The 21,068-nt window shown below is 47.6% G+C and carries 15 protein-coding genes; 13 read left to right on the forward strand and 2 right to left on the reverse strand.

Features of this window, described 5'->3' with window-relative positions; genetic code table 11:
- Window positions 1–5: 5 nt before the first annotated feature.
- The 5 genes from AC3WU2_RS00915 (at window position 6) to lacZ (ending at window position 8,241) form a co-directional block, all read left to right on the forward strand.
- Complete coding sequence (locus AC3WU2_RS00915; protein WP_492450498.1) at window positions 6–1,787, forward strand: cache domain-containing sensor histidine kinase; 1,782 nt, start codon at window positions 6–8, stop codon at window positions 1,785–1,787.
- A gap of 204 nt (window positions 1,788–1,991) precedes the next feature.
- Window positions 1,992–3,314 carry an ABC transporter substrate-binding protein gene (locus AC3WU2_RS00920; protein ID WP_492450500.1) on the forward strand — a complete coding sequence of 441 codons (1,323 nt, stop codon included), beginning with the start codon at window positions 1,992–1,994 and terminating at the stop codon, window positions 3,312–3,314.
- A 119-nt stretch (window positions 3,315–3,433) separates the two neighbouring features.
- Entirely contained in the window at window positions 3,434–4,324 is an 891-nt protein-coding gene (locus AC3WU2_RS00925) for a carbohydrate ABC transporter permease (RefSeq protein WP_492450502.1), read from the forward strand.
- Complete coding sequence (locus AC3WU2_RS00930; protein WP_492450504.1) at window positions 4,321–5,145, forward strand: carbohydrate ABC transporter permease; 825 nt, start codon at window positions 4,321–4,323, stop codon at window positions 5,143–5,145. The genes AC3WU2_RS00925 and AC3WU2_RS00930 overlap by 4 nt, the downstream gene beginning before the upstream one ends.
- A 36-nt stretch (window positions 5,146–5,181) precedes the next feature.
- Window positions 5,182–8,241 carry a beta-galactosidase, LacZ type gene (lacZ, locus tag AC3WU2_RS00935; RefSeq protein WP_492450506.1) on the forward strand — a complete coding sequence of 1,020 codons (3,060 nt, stop codon included), beginning with the start codon at window positions 5,182–5,184 and terminating at the stop codon, window positions 8,239–8,241.
- 320 nt (window positions 8,242–8,561) lie between these two features.
- Here lacZ and AC3WU2_RS00940 read toward each other — a convergent pair whose 3' ends face one another.
- The gene (locus tag AC3WU2_RS00940; RefSeq protein ID WP_492450508.1) at window positions 8,562–9,470 is read right to left on the reverse strand and encodes a helix-turn-helix domain-containing protein; all 909 of its coding nucleotides are present in this window, start codon (window positions 9,468–9,470) and stop codon (window positions 8,562–8,564) included.
- Window positions 9,471–9,562: 92 nt separating this feature from the next.
- Here AC3WU2_RS00940 and AC3WU2_RS00945 point away from each other — a divergent pair, with 92 nt between their 5' ends.
- The 7 genes from AC3WU2_RS00945 to AC3WU2_RS00975 all read left to right on the forward strand — a co-directional run bounded on the left by AC3WU2_RS00945 (window position 9,563) and on the right by AC3WU2_RS00975 (window position 18,574).
- Window positions 9,563–10,399 (forward strand): phytanoyl-CoA dioxygenase family protein, encoded by an 837-nt coding sequence (locus AC3WU2_RS00945; protein ID WP_492450510.1) that lies wholly within the window; start codon window positions 9,563–9,565, stop codon window positions 10,397–10,399.
- A gap of 131 nt (window positions 10,400–10,530) precedes the next feature.
- Window positions 10,531–11,082: an MFS transporter gene (locus AC3WU2_RS00950; RefSeq protein ID WP_492450512.1), complete on the forward strand. Its 552-nt coding sequence runs from the start codon at window positions 10,531–10,533 to the stop codon at window positions 11,080–11,082.
- Between the two features lie 148 nt (window positions 11,083–11,230).
- Window positions 11,231–13,582 carry a M13-type metalloendopeptidase gene (locus AC3WU2_RS00955; RefSeq protein WP_492450514.1) on the forward strand — a complete coding sequence of 784 codons (2,352 nt, stop codon included), beginning with the start codon at window positions 11,231–11,233 and terminating at the stop codon, window positions 13,580–13,582.
- 200 nt (window positions 13,583–13,782) lie between these two features.
- Window positions 13,783–15,291, forward strand: coding sequence for a thiol-activated cytolysin family protein (locus AC3WU2_RS00960; RefSeq protein WP_492450516.1), 1,509 nt, complete (start codon window positions 13,783–13,785; stop codon window positions 15,289–15,291).
- A 262-nt stretch (window positions 15,292–15,553) separates the two neighbouring features.
- Window positions 15,554–16,744, forward strand: coding sequence for a multidrug effflux MFS transporter (locus tag AC3WU2_RS00965; protein ID WP_492450518.1), 1,191 nt, complete (start codon window positions 15,554–15,556; stop codon window positions 16,742–16,744).
- Between the two features lie 179 nt (window positions 16,745–16,923).
- Window positions 16,924–17,976, forward strand: a complete 1,053-nt coding sequence (locus tag AC3WU2_RS00970; RefSeq protein ID WP_492450520.1) for a bifunctional transcriptional activator/DNA repair enzyme AdaA — start codon at window positions 16,924–16,926, stop codon at window positions 17,974–17,976.
- A gap of 145 nt (window positions 17,977–18,121) precedes the next feature.
- A complete protein-coding gene (locus AC3WU2_RS00975) occupies window positions 18,122–18,574 on the forward strand; it encodes a hypothetical protein (protein WP_492450522.1) in 453 nt (150 codons plus the stop codon).
- Between the two features lie 108 nt (window positions 18,575–18,682).
- Here the strand turns inward: AC3WU2_RS00975 and AC3WU2_RS00980 are convergent, their stop codons facing one another.
- Entirely contained in the window at window positions 18,683–19,729 is a 1,047-nt protein-coding gene (locus AC3WU2_RS00980) for a PocR ligand-binding domain-containing protein (protein WP_492450524.1), read from the reverse strand.
- A gap of 202 nt (window positions 19,730–19,931) precedes the next feature.
- Here AC3WU2_RS00980 and AC3WU2_RS00985 point away from each other — a divergent pair, with 202 nt between their 5' ends.
- Window positions 19,932–21,068, forward strand: coding sequence for a glycerol dehydrogenase (locus tag AC3WU2_RS00985; protein WP_492450526.1), 1,137 nt, complete (start codon window positions 19,932–19,934; stop codon window positions 21,066–21,068).

Consider the following 21,068-nt stretch of genomic DNA (forward strand, 5'->3'; position numbering starts at 1 on the left):
AGCCGATGCATGCGCTATTGGAACGATTAAAATTTCATGGCTTGTTTATTAAAATGTTCGTCGTCATGGTCATCTGTATTATTGCGATCGCCGTGTCCGTCGTATGGGTCAACGTACAAATGTCCGAGCAGTTATTCTTGAAGACCTTCAGCATCACGAATTCCAAGGTGATCGACCAGATCCGCAGCAACTTCGAATCTTTCCACTATTCGATCGTAACTGCAGCCAACAACGCTCAGCAGAGCGGGACACTCAAGACGTTCTTAACAGAGAAGGAGTCGAACCAGTCAACCAAGACAATGTCGTCTTATTACATCATGACGCAGCAAATGAAACGGATTCAGTCTACCGTCGACGCTTATTCCGTGGGTGTTGCCATTGTCGGCGTGAACGGGCGGTATTATTCGGGCAATTACAACTCCGGCAAGCCTACGGCGCAGGAACTGAAGGACAGCATCCTAACGCAGAACGCCCATGCCGATCCGAAAAAGCTCAAGTATCAATTGTTCATGGATAAGCACGGTACCGTAAGCGGCAAGCCCATTATCGTTGCAACGAAGGTGCTGATGGAGAGAACAACGGGGCAGGATTACGGGATGCTGTACATTACGATCGACGAAGATGATTTCAAGCCTTTCTATAGCAGTTTCACAAGTATAGGGAATGATGTGATGCTCATCGATCAAGAAGGGCTGGTCATATCCAGCAACCGTACGGAGCTGATCGGGCAGTCCCAATACGAAATATTGTCTTATGCGCAGGAGTTCCAGCAGCAGCCGCTTGAGCTCAAGAAGGCACATGTGATGGGCAGGGACCAGCTTATTCTGTCCAAGTATTTGCCTGCATACGACTTGTACCTCGTCAACATGATCGATCAGAAATATGTATTGGGACAGGTGGTCAATACCAAGAGGATCGTCCTCATCTGTTTGATGATCGTACTCGCAGCCTTAATCATCGTCTTTTTGATATCCCGTAAAATGACACGTTCGCTAACCCAGCTGGCTAGACAAATGTCCAAGGTCAACCGCAGTCACTTTCGTAACTATATTGAGGTGTCTGGCGGGTATGAGATCAGACAGCTCGGGCACGCCTACAATGACATGTTGGATGAGATTAATGATTACATTGATCAGCTCGTCGAGACGCAGAAGGGGCAGAGAAAAGCGGAGCTTGCGGCCTTGCAGCAGCAGATTAACCCTCATTTCTTGTACAATACGCTGGCTTCGGTGAAGTTTCTGGTACAGCAGGGAAGCAAGGAGAAGGCCGTGGAGACGATTCATGCCTTAATCTCTCTTTTGCAGAACACCATTAGCAACGTTAGCGAGACCATTACCGTGGAGCAGGAGCTTGTGAACTTGAAGCATTATGTGTTTATTAATCATGTTCGTTACGGTGAACGGATCCGAGCGACGTATTTCGTGGCCCCGGACTGTATTACCTGTCATGTGCCGAAGCTAATCATTCAGCCTTTTATCGAAAATGCCTTCTTCCATGCCTTTAATGTGAAGGGGGAAGGCGTGATTCATGTGCTTATTTCCAAGACGCCGCAGCAATTGATATGTGAGGTGATGGATAACGGGGATGGGATGGATATGCAACAGCTTGCGGAAGCGAAATCGAAAAGACGCAAACGATCCCGGCAGTTGTTCTCAGGCGTAGGCGTTGCCAATGTACATGATCGAATTCGGCTTCTGTACGGCGATGATTATGGCGTGACGATGACGAGTGAGTTAGGCGAAGGGACGCGGGTGCAAATCACGCTGCCACTGATCGAAATCGAATAAAATTACCAATATCCAAACAAATGACAAGTTTATTTTGTAATCGCATTCATAGAAGCGATAAAACGACAAATCTGCACAAAGAAATTGCTAACGATCGCAAAGTGCACGGTGCTACGATGATGTCAGAGCTCCCGGTAAGCGTTTGCAGACCATGCGGCGCACATCGGAAGGTCATGGACAACAAATGAAAGAGGGGCTGAAACAATGAAGAAGACATTGGTATTATTCCTGACCTGCATGTTGCTGTTAACGGCATGTTCTTCAGGAACAAAAGAAGCAGAGAAAGAAAAAGAGCCTGCTGCATCAGGCGGCACAACCAGTAAGCAGGAGACTGCTGCGAAGGAAATCACGATTTGGGCGTGGGACCCGAATTTTAACATCGCAGCACTGAATGTCGCGAAGGAAGCTTACAATGCGAAGCATCCCGATGTCAAAATCAACATTGTCGACAACGCGCAAGCGGATATTATCCAGAAGTTGAATACAGGCTTAAATTCTGGCACAACGAAGGGTCTGCCGAACATCGTTCTGATTGAAGATTATCGCGCGCAAGGCTTCCTGCAATCTTATCCAGATTCCTTCACCGATTTGACGGGCAAGATCAAGCCGGAAGATTTCGCGGATTATAAAATTGGTTCGTCGAGCTTGAACGGGAAGCAATATGGTGTGCCTTTCGACTCCGGTGTAGCAGGGCTGTATGTCCGTAAGGATTATATCGAACAAGCGGGATATAAGCTGGAAGATCTGAAGGATATGGATTGGAAGCAATATATTGAAGTCGGGAAGAAAGTCAAAGAAAAAACAGGCAAAGACATGCTTACGCTGGATCCGAATGACCTCGGCATTCTGCGGATGATGATCCAATCGGCGGGCTCCTGGTACTTGAAGGAAGATGGCAAGACACCGGATCTGAACGGCAATGCAGCGCTTAAGAAGTCGTTTGAACTGTACAAAGAGATGATGGATGCGAACATTGTCAAAGTCATTGCGGACTGGAGTCAATTCATTGCGGCGTTCAACAACGGGGATGTTGCAACGGTTCCGACCGGCAACTGGATTACGCCTTCGGTCAAAGCAGAAGCAGCGCAATCGGGCAAATGGGCGATCCTGCCAATGCCGAAGCTTCCGGATACACCTAGCTCTGTCCATGCAACGAACCTCGGCGGAAGCTCATGGTATGTGATGAATATTCCGGGCTCTGAGACAGCGGCAGACTTCTTGGCTCAAACTTTCGGATCGGATGCAGATATGTATCAGACCTTGTTAACCAAAGTAGGCGCACTCGGAACATTGAAAGCGGCAAGTCAAGGCGAAGCATACGCGAAAACGGATGATTTCTTCGGCGGTCAACAGATCGTGAAGGATTTTGCGAAATGGACATCCGAAATTCCGAAAGTGAATTATGGTAATTCGACCTATGCGATTGAAGATATTCTGGTTGTAGAACTTCAGAATTATTTGGGCGGTAAAAATATTGACCAAGTGCTTAGCGACGCGCAGTCTCAGGCCGAGACGCAGATTAAATAATCCGGCTCCAGGCCACAGTTAGATCGAAAACAACCATAACCCTAGGGCGCGTGAGGCAAGTCGTTATAATAAGCGTCCTAGGGTGTTATTTTTCTAGGCGGAAAGGAGCTCTTTCAACTATGAGAGCAGACAAACATGGAGTTAGCATTCGCGCCAAAAACGCGTTTACGGGATGGAGCTTTATACTCGTTGCTGTTCTGATGATTATGGCTTTTTACTTCTATCCGATGCTTGAAGCGCTTATTTTATCCTTCAAGACTGGAACAGGAGCGAATCTTGCTTTTACAGGTTGGTCGAATTACGAGAGATTGTTAACGGATAAGACGTTTCTGACTGCACTTACGAATACGTCGATTTATTTGATTATTCAAGTTCCGGTCATGATTGTGCTAGCGTTGTTCATCTCGGTGCTGCTGAATGATAGCACGCTGAGATTCAAAGGTTTCTTCCGGACGGCGATCTTCCTGCCGTGTGTTACATCCCTTGTAGCCTATTCCGTCGTGTTCAAGTATTTGTTCGGGATCAATGGACTCGTGAACACGATGTTAATGAAGCTGTCTATCATCACGGCTCCGATTGAGTGGATTACCGATCCGTTCTGGGCCAAGATTACGATTATTATCGCGATTACATGGCGGTGGACTGGCTATAATATGATCTTTTATTTATCTGCGCTTCAGAATGTCGACAACTCGATCTACGAAGCAGCTCGCATTGACGGCGCCTCGTCCGTGACGCAATTTTTCAAAATCACGATTCCGATGTTAAAGCCGATTATTCTGTTTACTTCGATCACATCAACGATTGGTACGTTGCAGTTATTCGACGAGGTGCTGAACATTACGAAAGGCGGCCCGGGGAATGCGACCCTCACGATCTCGCAGTATATCTATAACTTATCGTTCAAATATACGGCTGATTTCGGGTATGCGGCAACCGTATCGTATTCGATCGTGCTTCTCATCGTGGTGTTGTCGATCCTTCAATTCAAAGTGGCAGGTGAAAAATGATGAAGGTTAAGCGCATATTGACTTATCTATTTCTCAGTATTGCAGCGCTGGTGTCCATCTTTCCATTCTTATGGATCGTCATCAGCGCAACGAATAAATCCGTTGATGTGACCAAAGGAAGACTGCTTCCGGGTACTTATCTCGTTGAGAATTTCAAGAAACTGATGGATACGACGGATCTAGGCACTGCCCTATGGAATTCGGCGAAAATTTCGATCTTGACGACGATTCTTGCCATTTTGTTCGCATCACTTGCAGGCTACGGGTTTGAGATTTTTCGGAGCAAGATGAAGGATGTTGTGTTCAACATTCTACTGTTTTCGATGATGATTCCTTTTGCAGCCTTAATGGTACCGTTGTACCGGATGTTTGCAAGCATTTCGAATGCTGCGCCGATGATCGGGATCGATACGATGTCTGCGGTGATATTGCCGACGATAACGACTGCGTTCCTCATCTTCTTCTTCCGGCAGAGCTCGAAGATGTTCCCGAAAGATATGGTGGAGGCAGGCCGCATCGACGGATTGACCGAACTCGGCATCTTCTTCAAAATCTTCATGCCAACGATGAAAACAACCTATGCGGCTGCCGGCATTATCACGTTCATGTCCAGCTGGAACAACTATCTCTGGCCGCTAATCGTACTTCAGTCGCCGCAGCAGCGGACGATTCCGCTGCTCATCTCGAGTTTGGGTTCGGGATATGCTCCGGACTATGGCTTAATCATGCTGGCGATCGTCATCGCAACGCTGCCGACAGCGCTGGTATTTTTCTTGATGCAGAAGCATTTCGTCGCAGGCATGACGGGTTCGGTGAAATAGTAGCGTGAGAGAAGCATAGAACAGGAGCGATAAAAAATGAAGATCAAGACACCTACTTTAGACTGGCTGAGTGATGTGCATACCTTTGCAGTGAATCGGCTGCCTGCTCATTCGGACCACCGTTATTACCGGACGGAGGAGGAAGCGCTCAAAGATGCAGGGATGTCCATGCGGTATGATCTGAACGGGCAATGGCGGTTCGCTTATTCGGTTCACCCGGACAGCCGCCCGGCGGATTTCTATCAGGTCCAGCACAACTGCAGCGGTTGGTCCTTCATAGAGGTTCCGGAACACATCCAGCTCCAAGGGTACGATCATCCCCAATATGTCAATACGCAGTATCCTTGGGACGGCATAGAGGCGCTGAGACCGCCGCAGCTGCCGCAGCAGCGCAACCCGGTCGGCAGTTACGTGAAGGAATTTGAAGTTCCGCCGCATTTCGCCGGGCAGCCGCTGTATATTTCCTTTCAAGGCGTTGAGTCAGCCTTCTATGTCTGGTTGAACGGACAATTTGTCGGCTATAGTGAGGACAGCTTCACGCCTGCGGAATTCGATCTGACTGCATTTGTTCAAGATGGCGTCAATAAGCTGGCTGTTGAGGTCTATCAGCGCAGCACGGGCAGTTGGCTCGAAGATCAAGATTTCTGGCGGTTCTCCGGTATATTCCGTGATGTCTATTTGTACACGGTGCCGAAGGTGCATGCCCGTGATGTAGCGGTGAAGACGGAATTGGATGCGGAATACACGTCGGGACAACTGAAGGCGCAGTTCAAGTTGGAAGGCGATATGAAAGGGCATATCAAGGTTGAATTATTGGACGCGGATCGTCGTCCTGTCGGGATGGCGCGCATGGATGCAGCCGATGAAGTTTCCGTTCAAATCGATGTGCCGCAGGCGAGATTATGGAGCGCCGAGGATCCTCAGCTTTATCTTATGCTGGTCTCAGTCTATGACGAGCTCGGCGAGCTTGTGGAGGTCGTGCCGCAGCAAGTCGGCTTCCGCAAATTTGAGATGATCGATAAGGTCATGCATCTGAATGGGAAGCGGATCGTCTTCAAAGGGGTGAACCGCCATGAGTTCAACTGCCGCCGCGGCCGTGCGATTACGAAGGAGGATATGCTGTTCGATATCCGTACGCTCAAGCAAAATAATCTGAACGCGGTTCGTACCTCCCACTATCCGAATCAAAGCCTCTGGTACGAATTGTGTGATCAATACGGCATCTACGTCATCGATGAGATGAACCTGGAGAGTCATGGTTCGTGGCAGAAGCTGGGCGCCGTCGAGCCGTCATGGGTCGTTCCGGGCGACCGACCGGAATGGCGGGACATCGTCATGGATCGAGCTGTGTCGATGTTCGAACGGGACAAGAATCATCCATCGATCCTGATCTGGTCGTGCGGCAATGAGTCGTATGGCGGTGAAGTGATCTATCAGGTATCTCAGTATTTCCGGTCAGTGGATCCGGGGCGATTGGTGCATTATGAAGGGGTATTCCATGATCGCCGGTTCAACGAAACGAGTGATATGGAGAGTCGAATGTACGCGAAGGTCGCCGATGTGGAGGCTTATTTGAATGACAACCCGACGAAGCCATACATTACCTGCGAGTACATGCACGCGATGGGCAATTCACTTGGGGGCATGCACAAGTACACAGAACTTGAGCACAAATATCTGATGTATCAGGGCGGATTCATCTGGGATTTCATGGACCAGTCCTTAATCCATGTTGATCGCTTCGGTAACGAATATCTCGCTTATGGTGGGGATTACGGCGATCGGCCCACGGACTACAACTTCTGCGGCAACGGAATTGTCTATGCGGACCGGACGCTGTCGCCGAAGATGCAGGAAGTCAAATCGCTCTACCAGAACGTGAAGCTGATACCGGATAGGGATAGCGTGAAGGTCATCAATGGAAATTTGTTCATCGGCACGGAAGGGTATGAACTGGAATGCATTCTGTATCGTGAAGGTATCGCATTGGAGCGTCGTGTGCTTCATCCGGTGATTGCCCCCCAGACGGAACAAAGTCTGCCCATGTGGTTCGATACGAGCACGCTTGCTTCGGGGGAATATTGGATCGATGTTTCCCTCAGGTTGAAAGAGAGCACGATGTGGGCCGATGCCGGCCATGAGGTGGCATTCGGGCAGTATGTATTCCAGGTGGGGGGCGTTGCAGGGGCTGAGTCGACACTGGCTGTGGCGGATGGCAGCTCAGCGGGACTGAGCGTCGTCCACGGGGATGTCAACATCGGCGTTCACGGCAGAGACTTCTCGATCATCTTCTCCAAGCAATTAGGCAGTCTCGTTTCAGTGAACTACGCAGGCCGCGAAATGATCGCGGCACCGCCTAAACCTTTATTCTGGCGGGGGACGACGGATAATGACCGCGGAACGGAGATGGGCTTCCATGCGGCGGCTTGGTACGCGGCCAGCCTGGCGCCGAAATGCATCGATGTGCAGTTCACGGAGCAAGCGGACGGTGTGACTGTCCTGTTCACATATGCCTTGAGCGTGAGTGCGGAGGCGCGGACAACCGTCGCCTATATGGTGCATCGCGATGGCAGCTTACGCGTGCAAGCGGCGTATCCAGGCCTGGAAGGACTGCCGGATCTGCCGATCTTCGCACTTAGCTTCAAGGTGCCAGCTGCATACCATCAATTGCAATGGTACGCGATGGGGCCAGAGGAGAATTACGCGGACCGCTGTCATGGCGCAAGGCTCTGCAGCTTCGATAATCGGGCGGAGGACAATGTCGCTGCTTACCTCGTGCCACAGGAGTCGGGCAATCGGATGGGCGTTCGCCGCGTTCGCGTGCTGGATGCCGATGGTGCGGGAATCGCGATACACGCGAATCCGAAGCATCCGGTCGAATGCGCCATCTCACCTTATACGGCGTTCGAGCTGGAGCATGCGCAGCATCATTATGAGCTGCCGCCGGTACATTACACCGTCATCACGGTAGCCGGCCGACAAATGGGCGTAGGCGGGGATGATAGCTGGGGCGCGCCGGTCCATGAGGAGTACCGGATTCCTTCGAACCAGCATCTACAGTTCGAGTTCTGGCTGAAGCCGGACGGGATTTTGTAGGTGCCGTGCCTCTTATCATTGTTTAAATGACCTCACACCCTGACGCAGTCGCTAACGAATCGTACGAGCCTTATTGGCGTGAAATGAGCAGCTTATTGTAGCTAACGAATCCTAATAACGCTATTGCGGCTTTTTGCGATGAAATATCGCGTAAAACCGAGAATTGCGTGCGTAGGATTCGTTAGATTCTCATAAAAAATCATTCGGTGATCAAGTTGTAATTTGTTTTATTCCTATACAAGGAGGACGCATAGAGGCGTTCTCCTTTTTTGTGCCTTCATCGTCGTTGCTTTGGCCTTATTCATAGATAGATGAATAATTTAGTTAGGCGATCTGCTTCCACTGCGGGTCTTCCGCCACTGGGTGGGGGTCACGCCGACCCAACGTTTGAATACCGTAGCAAAATGTTGACTGGATTGATAGCCTAGCCGATAGGTAATCTCTGTAACGGAATCTTGGGTTTCCGTAAGTAGGCGGCAAGCGACCTTCACACGAAGCCGTTCGATGAACGTGATGGGCGGCTCACCGGTATATTCCTGAAATGTACGGTAGAAATGGGAAGCGCTGACACCTGTGGACGCGGCCAACTCTTCAACGGAAGGCCGCCATTCCGGTTCTTGGTTGATTTTGGCGATAAGCCGATCGAATTGACACAATAGATCATCTGCGACGGTCCGCGTGCCGGTGACGGGCTGTGTCATGGTTAGCATCAAGTCAACCAGTGCATGGCGTACCGCGATGCTTCGCATCGGACTGCTATCCATCAGTGCTTTCTTGAACCTCTTCAACGAATCAACAGGGTTCAATCCGACCTGAACGACTCTTGGCAATCGTGCGAGCGATTGTTCGATGATCCGGCTCTCCTCCGGTGGGAGTCGAAGCCAACCTTGATGATGGGGGGCGGTTACAATGAACCACCAGAATTTGCAAGGCTCGATCACGTCGAAGCCGCCACGATGCTTCTCTCCGGGGCGTGTATGGAATACGTCACCAGCTTGCGTCTCGTATACGCAGTCTCCCAGTTCCCAACTGGCTTTTCCACGTTCAATGAGGACGAATTCGTAACATCCCGGGTGTTCATGCTCGAAGAGCGGCAGCGCTTTACGAATTTCATCGCTTCCGAACATGACGAACTCAGGTACCAACGGGATGGGGGGATTGATTTCGATATTGTAGGCCCAACGTGGCAAGCGATCCTCTCCTTCGATGATGTTTCTGTGTATGTTCATTTGTTTCTCATCCTACTTTGTAATCTTGTGAACGTCAATTGATGTCATGAGCGGTTAATATGATGTTAATCACATTGGAGGAGGAGATTTCATTGACTTTACAAGCAGAACGTCAGTATACAATTACGGCAGAGGATAAGGAAACGTTCAATCGGGACGGGTACTGGATCAGTCCGAAGCTGATCGACGACGAGAAAATCGAACGTCTGCGAGAGGCGCATGAACGGATTTGGGCTGGGCAGTATGACGGCGATGGGGAGCCTATGAATCCGCTCTATCTCAACAGCAATCCCGATGCGCTGCGCAAATTCGACAACGGATGGTGGATTAATGACGAGGTTCGTAACGTCGTAACGGATCCCTTCATCGGACAACTTTGCGCTGACTTGTTAGAAGCGAATGAAATTCGTCTATGGCACGACCAGGTTATTTATAAGCCGGGCGTCGGTGACAAGACGACGGAGTCAGGCAATGTTGGCTGGCATCAAGACTATGCCTATTGGCAGTGCTCGGACACGCCTGACATGATTACAGTGTGGATCGCGCTTCAGGACACGGATTTAACGAACGGGGGCATGATGACGATCTTGGGGTCCCATAAGTGGGGACTGATCCCGGATAGCAACTCGTTCTTCAATCAAGACATGGATCAATTGAAGCAGAAATATGCGGGAGGCCGTGACTGGGTCGAAGAGCCGTGTATTCTCAAAGCTGGTCAAGCAAGCTTCCACCATGGACTGACGTTCCACGGTTCAGGTCCGAACACGACGAATGATCCGCGTCTGTCCGTCGTTGCGCATGTAATGAAGGGAGGAACGGGTTACCGTGCCGGCATTCAGCGCCACGATAACATCCGATTGCTTGGGCCGCGTCCTGTGAATGGGCAACCTTTCGCGAATGATTATTTCCCGGTATTGTACAAAAGATAAGATAACAAGAAGAGCCCTGCCATTAGTGGCGAGGCTTTTTTGCTTATTACAAGTGTGTTGTTCGCCTATGAGGGTTGGATGATTTAATCGAGTATTCATCTATCATTGAGGAAAGACCAGGATTCCTTTTGGTGGTCATGGCTTCGGCTGTCGATTCGCTTGAAGCGACATTTGCCAAAGTGGTACTTCAATTGTCTGAAAGTGACTACGGCGTTCTGGTGAGTATCGCGGGAGCGGGTATCATCGTTGGGGCAAGTGTCAACACGCTTGTCGTGAAGAAGATTGCGACCTCATATATGATTGGATTCGGAACGCTCGGCGTATGTGCGGGTTATCTCATTTACGCGAGTTCGGCGTCATTTCTTGCAGCAGCCATTGGATTTTTCGTCCTAGCGTTCTGCCTTGCATTTGTGAATTCCGGTTTTTCTACGTTCTATCAGAACAATATTCCTATCGAAATTATGGGTAGGGTAGGCAGCGTGAATGGATTTATCGAAGCGATCCTCATTATGATGACGACCTTCGCGGTGGGTGTCGCGGCTGATTTGATCCCCATCCAGCTCGTTGTCATTACAGGCGTTATTTTCATGACTCTATTAGGTATTCTACTCAGCGTATGCATTTTGCTGCCTTCCAAAACCAGGTATTTCGATGTCCCGACGAATGGAATGAAAGTCGATTAAGCCCTAATTTTCACGAAATATCCAAATCCATAAGAGGATTGCTGGGTATACTTGGAGAATAAATAGCATTGACGATGTTGACAAGCCTGCAATTCATCATGAAGGTAACAGCATTGAAGTTATACCAAATTATAGGAGGTTTTACGGAATGAAAAGGAGATTAGCGATCCTGCTCTCCACATGCATGCTGCTGATGGTGCCGGTATCGGCATTTGCACAAGAAGCAGAACCATATGCAACACGTGGGGAAGTCGTGGATTACCTACTCGGTGCAGCGGATGATTACAATCCGGGCGTGAAGAAAGAGGATATTTTGAAAGGCGACGCCAAAGGGAACTTGAACCTGGATCAATCGGTATCCCGCATTGAGGCATTGATTATGCTTAGCCGTGCGTTCTCGAATCTACCTGCGCCGCAAGGTAATGATTTACGTGTAGGGAACACGGCTGCAGCATTTACGGATGTGCCGAAGTGGGCACAAAATGATATTGCCAAGCTGGCTTCAGCAGGGATCCTGAGCGGTTATCCGGATGGTCGTCTCGGCGTATCGGACCGCGTGACGAAGGAACAATTGCGTACTCTCGCGAACCGCATTTTCGCGTTGAATGGATCGAATCCACGTGATGATTATTATGAATTTATTAATAAGAAATGGTTGAATGCTTCGAAGATTCCTGCGGGCGAAATGGGAAATGGCGTATTTAACGAACTCATGACTTCGAATGAAGAGAAAGTAAAAGGCATTATCGATGAACTAGTGAAGCAGCAGAATGCAGCAGGCTCCAAAGAGCAGAAAATTGCGGATTTCTACAAATCTGCCCTCGATATGAAGAGCCGTAATCAAGAAGGCATCAAGCCGATCGCACCTTACCTAGCAGCCCTCGATAAAGCGACGACGATCAAGGAATTGTTCGAGGCGAATAATGAGATCAACAAAGCGACCAATATGGGCCCGCTCATGTCATTTGCCGTGATGGCTGATGCGAAGAACAGCTCCGTTAATGCGCTCTATTTCTCCGGCCTTGGCATGGGACTCGACAAGAACAGTTATGTCTCCGGTGATGAGAAGACGAAGAAGGTATACATAGACTATTTAACGAAGTTATTTGTCTTGTCAGGTGACAAAGAGCAATCCGCGAAAGCGCAGGCCGAAGCTGTATTCGCATTCGAGAAAGATCTGGCCGCAGCAGCGATGGATATTCAAGATCAAGGCAATGTGAACAAATTCTACAATCCTTACACAAAAGAGAAGTTCCTGGCCCTATTCAAAACCGTTGATATGGCGCAAATGATGAAGGATCTTCAATTGGATCAAGCCGATAAAATTATTGTGACGGATGTCGGACTTGCGAACAAGTCGGCAGAGGTACTCACAGAGGCGAATCTTAGCACGTTGAAATCTTACGCGAAGTCCATGTTCCTTATGAGGACAGGCGGCATGCTGTCGGATGATTTCATCCAAGCGAGCAATCAATTCAGCGCGGATCTATATGGTGTTGTAGGTGAGAAAACCAACGAGCAAATTGCAGTAAGTACAACAAAAGCTATGATGAGCGACTACCTTGGACAAGAATTCGTGAAGCGATATTTCACGAAGGAAGCGAAGCAGGATGTTGAGAAGATGGTAGGGCAGTTTATCGCGACGTACGAGAAACGTATTCAAACGCTAGATTGGATGTCGGAGACGACGAAGACCAAAGCGATTCAGAAGCTGAAGAAAATGACCGTTAAGATCGGTTACCCGGATCAATGGAGCAATGCGTTAGATCCAGTCTCGATTAAGACGGCTGACAATGGTGGTTCCCTGTTCTCCAACACGGTTGCCATTACCAAAGCATACAGCACGATGATGAAAGCATCTCTTGGCAAAGCTGTCGATAAGAGCGCATGGATTATGGCTGTATATGATGTAAATGCCTACTATAACCCAATGAATAACGAAATCGTGTTCCCGGCAGGTATTCTGCAAGCGCCTTTCTATGATATTAAAGCGAAACCTGAAGCGAATTTGGGTGCGATCGGAATGGTCATTGCGCATGAAATCAGTCATGCCTTCGACAATTTAGGCGCTGCTTATGATGAGAACGGCAATGCGGTGAATTGGTGGACAGAAGAAGACTATAAGAAGTTCCAAGCGAAGTGTGAAGAAGTGATTAAATTCTACGATCACATTGAAGTTGTTCCTGGCGCTTACAATAACGGTCAATTAACGGTAAGTGAGAATATTGCGGATATTGGCGGCATGGCGACATCCCTTCAAGTGGCTTCTCAGCTTACGAATCCGGATTATAAAGCCTACTTCGAAGGATATGCAACGATCTGGCGTTCTACGATGACCAAGGAAATCGCTGCGTATATGACAACGATTGATACGCATTCCGCGAATAAAGTTCGCGTTAACCGCACGATTTCGAACTTTGAAGAATTCTACAAAACGTATGGCGTAACGGCTAAGGATGCGCAATACGTGGCCCCTGAGGACCGCGTAAGCATTTGGTAGACATCGCTTGTACCGATAAACGGAAGCCAGGTCCCTTTATGGATCTGGCTTTTTCACATGATTATGGAGCGTGAGTGAAACAAAATGTAGCCCTTGTAATATTTTTTTGCTACAAATGTATCAACTTTTCTACCAAAAAACCGATATATATAGTGTAGGATCCTACTGCTATACAATATAAATATAGGAGGGGAATATATATGAAAACTCAAAAACGTGTTAATAGAGCGAAATGGTTATGTAGTCTGTTAGTAAGTGTAAGCGTATTCACTTTCTCTAGTATTTCATTCGCTGAAGCGTACGTGCCTAATGATATTGATACTGGGATCGCAGGCCTAAATTACAATCGTAATGAAGTTTTGGCTGTCAATGGCGATCAAATCAGTAGTTTCGTTCCCAAAGAAGGTACCCAGTCCAATGGCAAATTTATCGTGGTTGAGCGGGATAAAAAATCACTCGCAACCTCACCCGTAGATATTTCCATAATTGATTCGATCACGAATCGCACGTATCCAGGTGCAATACAGCTTGCCAATGAAGATTTTGCGAATAATCAGCCTAGTCTGGTTATGGCAGCGAGAAAACCATTAGATATTAGCATTGATCTACCTGGGTTGAAGAGTGAAAATACAATTACGGTTCAAAATCCAAATTTCAGCAGTGTTTCTGGTGCCGTTGATCAGCTCGTGTCGACTTGGGTTGACAAGTACTCGAACACACATACACTGCCTGCAAGATTACAGTATGCAGAATCGATGGTGTACAGCAAAAATCAAATTGCCAGTACACTTAATGTGAACGCGCAATACCTTAACAATACGCTCGGAATCGACTTTAACGCAGTAGCAAGCGGCGAGAAAAAAGTGATGGTCGCTGCTTATAAGCAAATCTTTTATACGGTAAGTGCAACACTTCCTAATAATCCATCGGACCTTTTTGATAATAGTGTGACGTTTGCTGAATTAGCCCGTAAAGGGGTAAGTAATGAGGCTCCGCCACTGATGGTATCCAACGTAGCTTATGGCAGAACCATTTATGTGAAATTGGAGACAACCTCGAAGAGTAGTGATGTACAGACGGCATTTAAAGCATTGCTCAATAATCCTAATATCCAAGTTAGTGGTAGTGGACAGTACAAAGATATTTATGATGAAAGTTCATTTACAGCTGTTGTATTAGGCGGCGATGCACAAACACATAACCAGATCGTCACGAAAGACTTTAGTGTCATCCAAAATGTAATTAAGGACAATGCACAATTTAGCAGTAAAAATCCAGCTTACCCCATTTCGTATACGAGTGTATTCTTGAAAGACAATTCCCTTGCTGCTGTTCACAACAATACGGAATATATTGAGACCAAAACGACTGAATATACCAGAGGTAAAATTACACTTGATCACAGCGGTGCATATGTAGCTCAGTTTGACGTATCTTGGGATGAATTTACATTTGATGCAAATGGACAAGAAATCATTACGCACAAAACGTGGGAAGGAAATGGTCGAGACAAAACAGCGCATTTCTCGACAGAGATTCCACTTCCTCCTAATGCCAAGAACATCAAAATTCACGCCAAAGAATGTACAGGTCTTGCGTGGGATTGGTGGAGAACCGTGATTGATGAAACGAACGTTCCATTATCCAGCAATATCAAAGTTTCAATAGGGGGTACGACGTTATATCCAAATGGTTCGATTAGTCAATAATCATTAATGTAAGGGGCCGTCTCAAAAGCCATGAAAATGGCCTAGGGACAGCCCCTTTTGTTTTAGGGTTGTTGGTCCGGGCTTTTTTGTGCGATTTTGGAATTATTGCTATAATGCTTGATAGATATACCCCCCTATATAAGAATTGTAAAGGTGAAAATAAGATGCTCTCATTTGCTAGATTGATTAAATGCAAACCCCCGATTCCCTAACAACCCTTAGTCGTTTTTGAGATTTTCGAAAATTATAGGGGGTATTTGCAGTGGAAAGAAAAATCTCAACGCCGTCTTTGTTCTTATTTATTATTCTTGTGGGTTTCCCGCAAATTAGCGAAACGATCTATACACCTTCATTACCGGATATCGCGAATCATCTCCATGCCAGCAGCAACATGATTCAGCTGACGCTTAGCATTTATTTTCTAGGATTTGCTTTTGGTGTTTTTTGCTGGGGAAGGTTATCTGATGCCATCGGACGACGTCCAGCCATGCTGTGGGGCATTGTTGTCTATGGTGTAGGGAGCTTGGGATGTTATTTATCCGGTTCCGTTGAATGGTTATTGGTCAGCCGCTTTATTCAAGCTTTTGGTGCGAGTACGGGTTCTGCTGTGACACAGACCATTCTGCGCGAGAGCATCGATGGAGCGAAGCGTCATGCGGTATTTGCACAAATCTCTGCAGCGCTTGCATTCACGCCGGCGATCGGTCCACTCATTGGCGGATGGGTCGATCAATCCTTTGGTTTTAGGTCGGTGTTCCTGACTCTTGTGGTGATGAGTGTTGGTATCTTGATGTATACGTTCTTTTCGCTGTCTGAGACAAGAGTATCGACCACAGTTACTAAGATCAGTACACTTTCGGTAGCTAGTCGTCTAGTGAAGGATCGTAGAATATGGGGATTTGGTTTCCTCATCGGTGCTACGAATGGGATCCTGTTCAGCTATTACGCAGAAGCTCCTTTTATTTTTATCGAATATTTCCATATTAAACCGGGTGTGTTTGGGTTTCTAGGTATATTCGTAGCGTTATCTTCGATCATCGGTGCGATGCTGTCCCGAAGCATGTTAACCAAATTCTCGGCGACGCATATCATTCTGATCGGTTCCATGGTGACGACGGTAGGAGCCGTCTGTCTAACAGGACTTGTGCTGTCCGGAATAAGCCCATCTGCTATCCATATGTGGCTTATCATCGCCTGCATCTTTATCCTCCTGTTAGGGATTGGTATGGCGATTCCGAATTGCTTGAGTTTGGCATTGGTGCAGTACAGTGACGTACTGGGAACAGCAGGTGCTATTTTTGGATTGGGTTATTATCTGATCGTCAGTCTTATAACGACCGGAATGAGCTATTTGCATAATGGTTCTCTCATCGTGATGCCGGTATATTTTCTTGTCTTGGCGGTTATCATGGTGATTGTAAGCAAGAAGATTGTAAGTAATGAAGTAAGATAAGTAAAATCAATTTGAAATGACAATTGCTAAATCCCCGTCGACCTTTGAAGGTTGGCGGGGATTTTTTGGCGACTTGTTATAGGCGTACAAGACAAAAAAATGAATGCCTGATTTTCGGTTACGGCCCGGCCCGGTTATGGCTATAATAAGGACAACAACACATATTAGGGAGTGCTGCAATGATTCCTACTGCACGGTACGGCGAATATTATCAAGCATTAATCGAGAAAAATTCAGAATACGAAGGTGTATTTTATGTAGGTGTCAAGTCCACAGGGGTATTCTGTCGTCCGACTTGTCCCGCTCGGAAACCGAAGTTTGAGAATTGCGAATTTTATGAGACTGCGAAGGAGGCGCTCCTGGCATCGTTTCGGCCTTGTCAACGCTGTCGTCCCTTGTCCCATCCGAACCAAGTTTCCGATGTTGTTCGTCAGCTCGTGGAAGCGGTGGAGCAGAACCCGGAGAAACGTTGGAAGACCCAAGATTTTAGAGATCTGTCCATGGATGAATCGACCGCGCGTCGACAATTCAAGAAGCGCTTCGGCATGACCTTTATCGAATATGCACGCGCCCGCCGCATGGGACTTGCATTCAAGAACATTAAAGCAGGGCATACGGTCATTGATACCCAATTAGCATCGGGTTATGAGTCCAGCAGTGGGTTTAGAGATGCGTTCTCTCGCATTATGGGCGCAGCGCCTACGATGCTCGATGACAGCAAAGTGCTTAGAGCTACTTGGATCGATACGAAGCTTGGCCCAATGGTCGCGATTGCGGATGAGCATGCGCTATATTTATTAGAATTTGTAGATCGGCGGGGTTTAGAGCGGGAGGTGGAGCGACTTCGACTGCGGACGAAATCGGCGATTATTCCGGGCACTACGAAGCCGATTCAATCGATTGAACAGGAGTTGACGCAGTACTTTGACGGTAAGTTGAAGGCGTTCAAGACGCCGCATCATTTACTCGGATCTCCGTTTCAGAAAAGTGTATGGGATCAATTGGTGCAAATTCCGCCCGGGGAGACGCGCTCCTACTCTGATATTGCGGTAACCCTCGATAGACCGACGGCTTTCCGCGCTGTGGCTCAAGCGAACGGGGCGAATCAGCTAGCCATCGTGATTCCATGCCACCGTGTTATTAATTCGAATGGCGATTTGGGCGGTTATGGCGGTGGATTGTCGCGCAAAGATTGGCTGCTGCAGCATGAGAAGACGATGAGCAGCATCTAGCAGACTATTACGCACTGGGATTTGTGGCTGTTAACCATTGCAAGAAGTTAATAGTTCACAAATTCATCTCCCTCATTCATAATAAAGGTGGAATTATTAACAAATTTTTCTACTAGTTATGAACTATCGGAGGTTGTAATAACGAATGAGAAAAACAAAACTTCTTGCATGGATAGTCGTTGTTTGTATCCTATCTCCTATTTTTGCAGTTTTACCTGCATCTGAAACATCAGCAACATCGAATACCATAATGATGGAAGTTCCTTCGAAACAAGAAATCGTTCTAAGTGATAGTCAACTGATTTCTCCTGTTCGCCATAGGGGTAGAGGAGCGTATCAGGGTTTATTTACGACAACAGCTCAGAATGGTAAAAATATGATCGTTAAAGTTCAGAATAAGGGTAAAGATACGGTGTATATGACCATCAAGCGTAATGATTCGGAGTTTGTATCGGATATTGCGATTCGCGGCGGTTCGCAGAGAGTACAGCATTTTGAAGAACAAGTTGCGATTGGAATTCGTGGAGATTGGAAAATCTATGTATATAGTAGAATAGGTGCAGAGTTGGATCTTCGTATTGAGGCAAATCAGTATTAACGATAGCAACATTGCAAAAGGGGTAGCCTGATTTTCAGGCTGCCCTTTTTGTGAACCACGGTCCGAACAAGCTTCGGCTTATGGGATGTGCTCCAGACGAGCAGTATTTCACTCGGTAGATTTGTTCGTGTATACCGTACGGTATACGGCAGGCGTTAAGTTCTCGAACTTCTTGAAGGTTTTGATAAAATAACCCGCATCGCAAAAGCCGAGCTCATCGCTAATTTGATTCACGGCGAGGTCGGAAGTCTCTAAGAGCTGCTTGGCCCATTCTATCTTAAGTCTAGCAGTAAAGACCGAGAAATTCTCTCCTGTCTCTTTGGTAAACATGCGGCTGAAATAACTCGAGCTCATATGACATTGCTGCGCCATCGATTGCAACGTGAAGTTCTCATTCTTATGGGCATAGATGTAATCAAAGGCTGGTTGAAGCGCAGGATTAGAGGCATGGAAGGTTTGGGCAACGGATTGTCTGACTTTGGTCTCAATCAGTGCGCTGGATAGTTCGTGCTGAATAGCCTGAATATTACGATGCGTGCGTTCCGACGTGTTCATCTCATCGAGAGAGGGATCCGCTTCGAACGATAATGCTTTCTTGTACATATCGATCGTTGCATTCTTATGTATCGCCTCTTCGACGATATACGTGCACAAGTGGAACAGCATGTCCGCTATCGTCGTCACCTCTTCGTAAGACAATACGGGCAGAGCGAGATAGTCTTCCTTCAGGTGTCGGAATTTGTTGTTCGTCTCCGCATTCGATGGACGGGATACGATTCTCTCCAACAGGGGGGCGTCTTCGTCACGAAGCTTGATCTGACCCGCCATGATTGCACCGATATATTGGTTATCGATAATAATCGGAATCGCAATGTCCAGGATATCGAAATGGCAGCGATAAATATAAGGTTTGTTCAGTCGAACCGCTTCCAAGCCGCCACGTGCATCGCATTTCTGACAATATTGCGCGAGGAAGGGATCTTGTCGTACCCCCTGACAGAACGATTGACAATAGCTGTGCTTGGTCACGGGAACCCCTTTGTAATCGACCGTGATGATCGCCATTTTGGTGACGAGGGAGAGTGAGTCCTGCAGCTTATGCCATTTGTCCATATCTATTATTCGTTCAAGATCATAACGTGATTTTACCATCATCGTTTTTTCACCACATTCATCGTATTCTGATTTGCCTCTATTATACGCGATTTTGGGGACACTAGGACAAGATTCTACTATTTTACAGGGAAATGACAAAATAATTCGATCTGAAAACGCTTGAATTCGCACGGATCTTTCCATGAATCTGCTGAGGGACAAGCCTATAATAGAGCTATATTCAACTAGGGAGGAATTCGTTATGAGAAGAGCGTTTATTAGCCCAACCAAATATGTTCAAGGGGAAGATGAGCTTCGGAACCTTGGTTATTTTGTACGGACATTTGGAGAATCTGCCTTATTGATTGCCCACCCTGATGATGTAGCGCGTGTGAAAGATAAGCTTGCTTTTACAAGTCAACAATATGACATCACGCTCGTTGAAAGCGGTTTCCAAGGCGAGTGTTCGAGACAAGAAGTGGCACGTCTGCAAGCTTTGGCGAAGGAACATCAATGTTCTTGTACGATCGGATTAGGCGGGGGAAAAGCAATTGATACGGCGAAATGCGTTGCCGAAGGTGAAGCGTTGATCATCGTACCGACCATTGCAGCGACCGATGCGCCGACAAGTCATTCTGCCGTGCTCTATACGCCAGAAGGCGCGTTCGATGATTATGCGTATTTCAAGCAAAGCCCTAGCGTGGTCATGATCGATACGACGGTGATCGCGAACGCGCCGACAAGATTTCTTGTGGCCGGAATGGGGGATGCGCTGTCGACCTATTTTGAAGCCAGAGCAACGGCAAAGTCTTATTCGAACGTGAATGCGGGCTTGCCATGCGGCGTTCGTGAAGGGGCTTGTGGCGAAGCAAAAGGAACGAAGACAGCATTGGCTCTTGCAAAATTATGCTACGAGACGTTATTAGAAGATGGTGTGAAAGCCAAACTATCCTGTGATCAGAACGTTGTCACGACGGCCCTTGAGAATATTGTTGAGACGAACATTCTATTGTCGGGACTCGGGTTCGAGAGCGGCGGGTTGGCGGCAGCCCATGCCATTCATAACGGATTAACGATGCTCGAAGGAACGCATCACTACTACCACGGGGAAAAAGTTGCCTTCAGTACGCTTGCGCAATTGGTGCTGGAAAATGCGGATCAAGCGGAAATCGATGAAGTGCTCGCGTTCTGTGCTTCTATAGGTTTACCGATTTGTTTAGCTGACATCGGCGTAGACGAGGTGACGCAGCAGGAATTGTTGCAGGTGGCCGAGAAAGCATGTATTGCAGAAGAATCCATTCATTCGATGCCATTCCCGATTACGGTGGAAGCGGTGGCGGCGGCGATTCGAGTTGCCGATCAGATTGGACGTGAATACAAACGGAATCGAGGCGAATAA

This window comes from Paenibacillus sp. EB106-05-06-XG162, from assembly GCF_058791655.1.

Coding starts and splice junctions, on each gene's coding strand:
- AC3WU2_RS00915 (WP_492450498.1), top strand. CDS start 6: ATGCATGCGCTATTGGAACGATTAAAATTTCATGGCTTGTTTATTAAA.
- AC3WU2_RS00920 (WP_492450500.1), top strand. CDS start 1,992: ATGAAGAAGACATTGGTATTATTCCTGACCTGCATGTTGCTGTTAACG.
- AC3WU2_RS00925 (WP_492450502.1), top strand. CDS start 3,434: ATGAGAGCAGACAAACATGGAGTTAGCATTCGCGCCAAAAACGCGTTT.
- AC3WU2_RS00930 (WP_492450504.1), top strand. CDS start 4,321: ATGATGAAGGTTAAGCGCATATTGACTTATCTATTTCTCAGTATTGCA.
- lacZ (WP_492450506.1), top strand. CDS start 5,182: ATGAAGATCAAGACACCTACTTTAGACTGGCTGAGTGATGTGCATACC.
- AC3WU2_RS00940 (WP_492450508.1), bottom strand. CDS start 9,470: ATGAACATACACAGAAACATCATCGAAGGAGAGGATCGCTTGCCACGT.
- AC3WU2_RS00955 (WP_492450514.1), top strand. CDS start 11,231: ATGAAAAGGAGATTAGCGATCCTGCTCTCCACATGCATGCTGCTGATG.
- AC3WU2_RS00960 (WP_492450516.1), top strand. CDS start 13,783: ATGAAAACTCAAAAACGTGTTAATAGAGCGAAATGGTTATGTAGTCTG.
- AC3WU2_RS00970 (WP_492450520.1), top strand. CDS start 16,924: ATGATTCCTACTGCACGGTACGGCGAATATTATCAAGCATTAATCGAG.
- AC3WU2_RS00975 (WP_492450522.1), top strand. CDS start 18,122: ATGAGAAAAACAAAACTTCTTGCATGGATAGTCGTTGTTTGTATCCTA.
- AC3WU2_RS00980 (WP_492450524.1), bottom strand. CDS start 19,729: ATGATGGTAAAATCACGTTATGATCTTGAACGAATAATAGATATGGAC.
- AC3WU2_RS00985 (WP_492450526.1), top strand. CDS start 19,932: ATGAGAAGAGCGTTTATTAGCCCAACCAAATATGTTCAAGGGGAAGAT.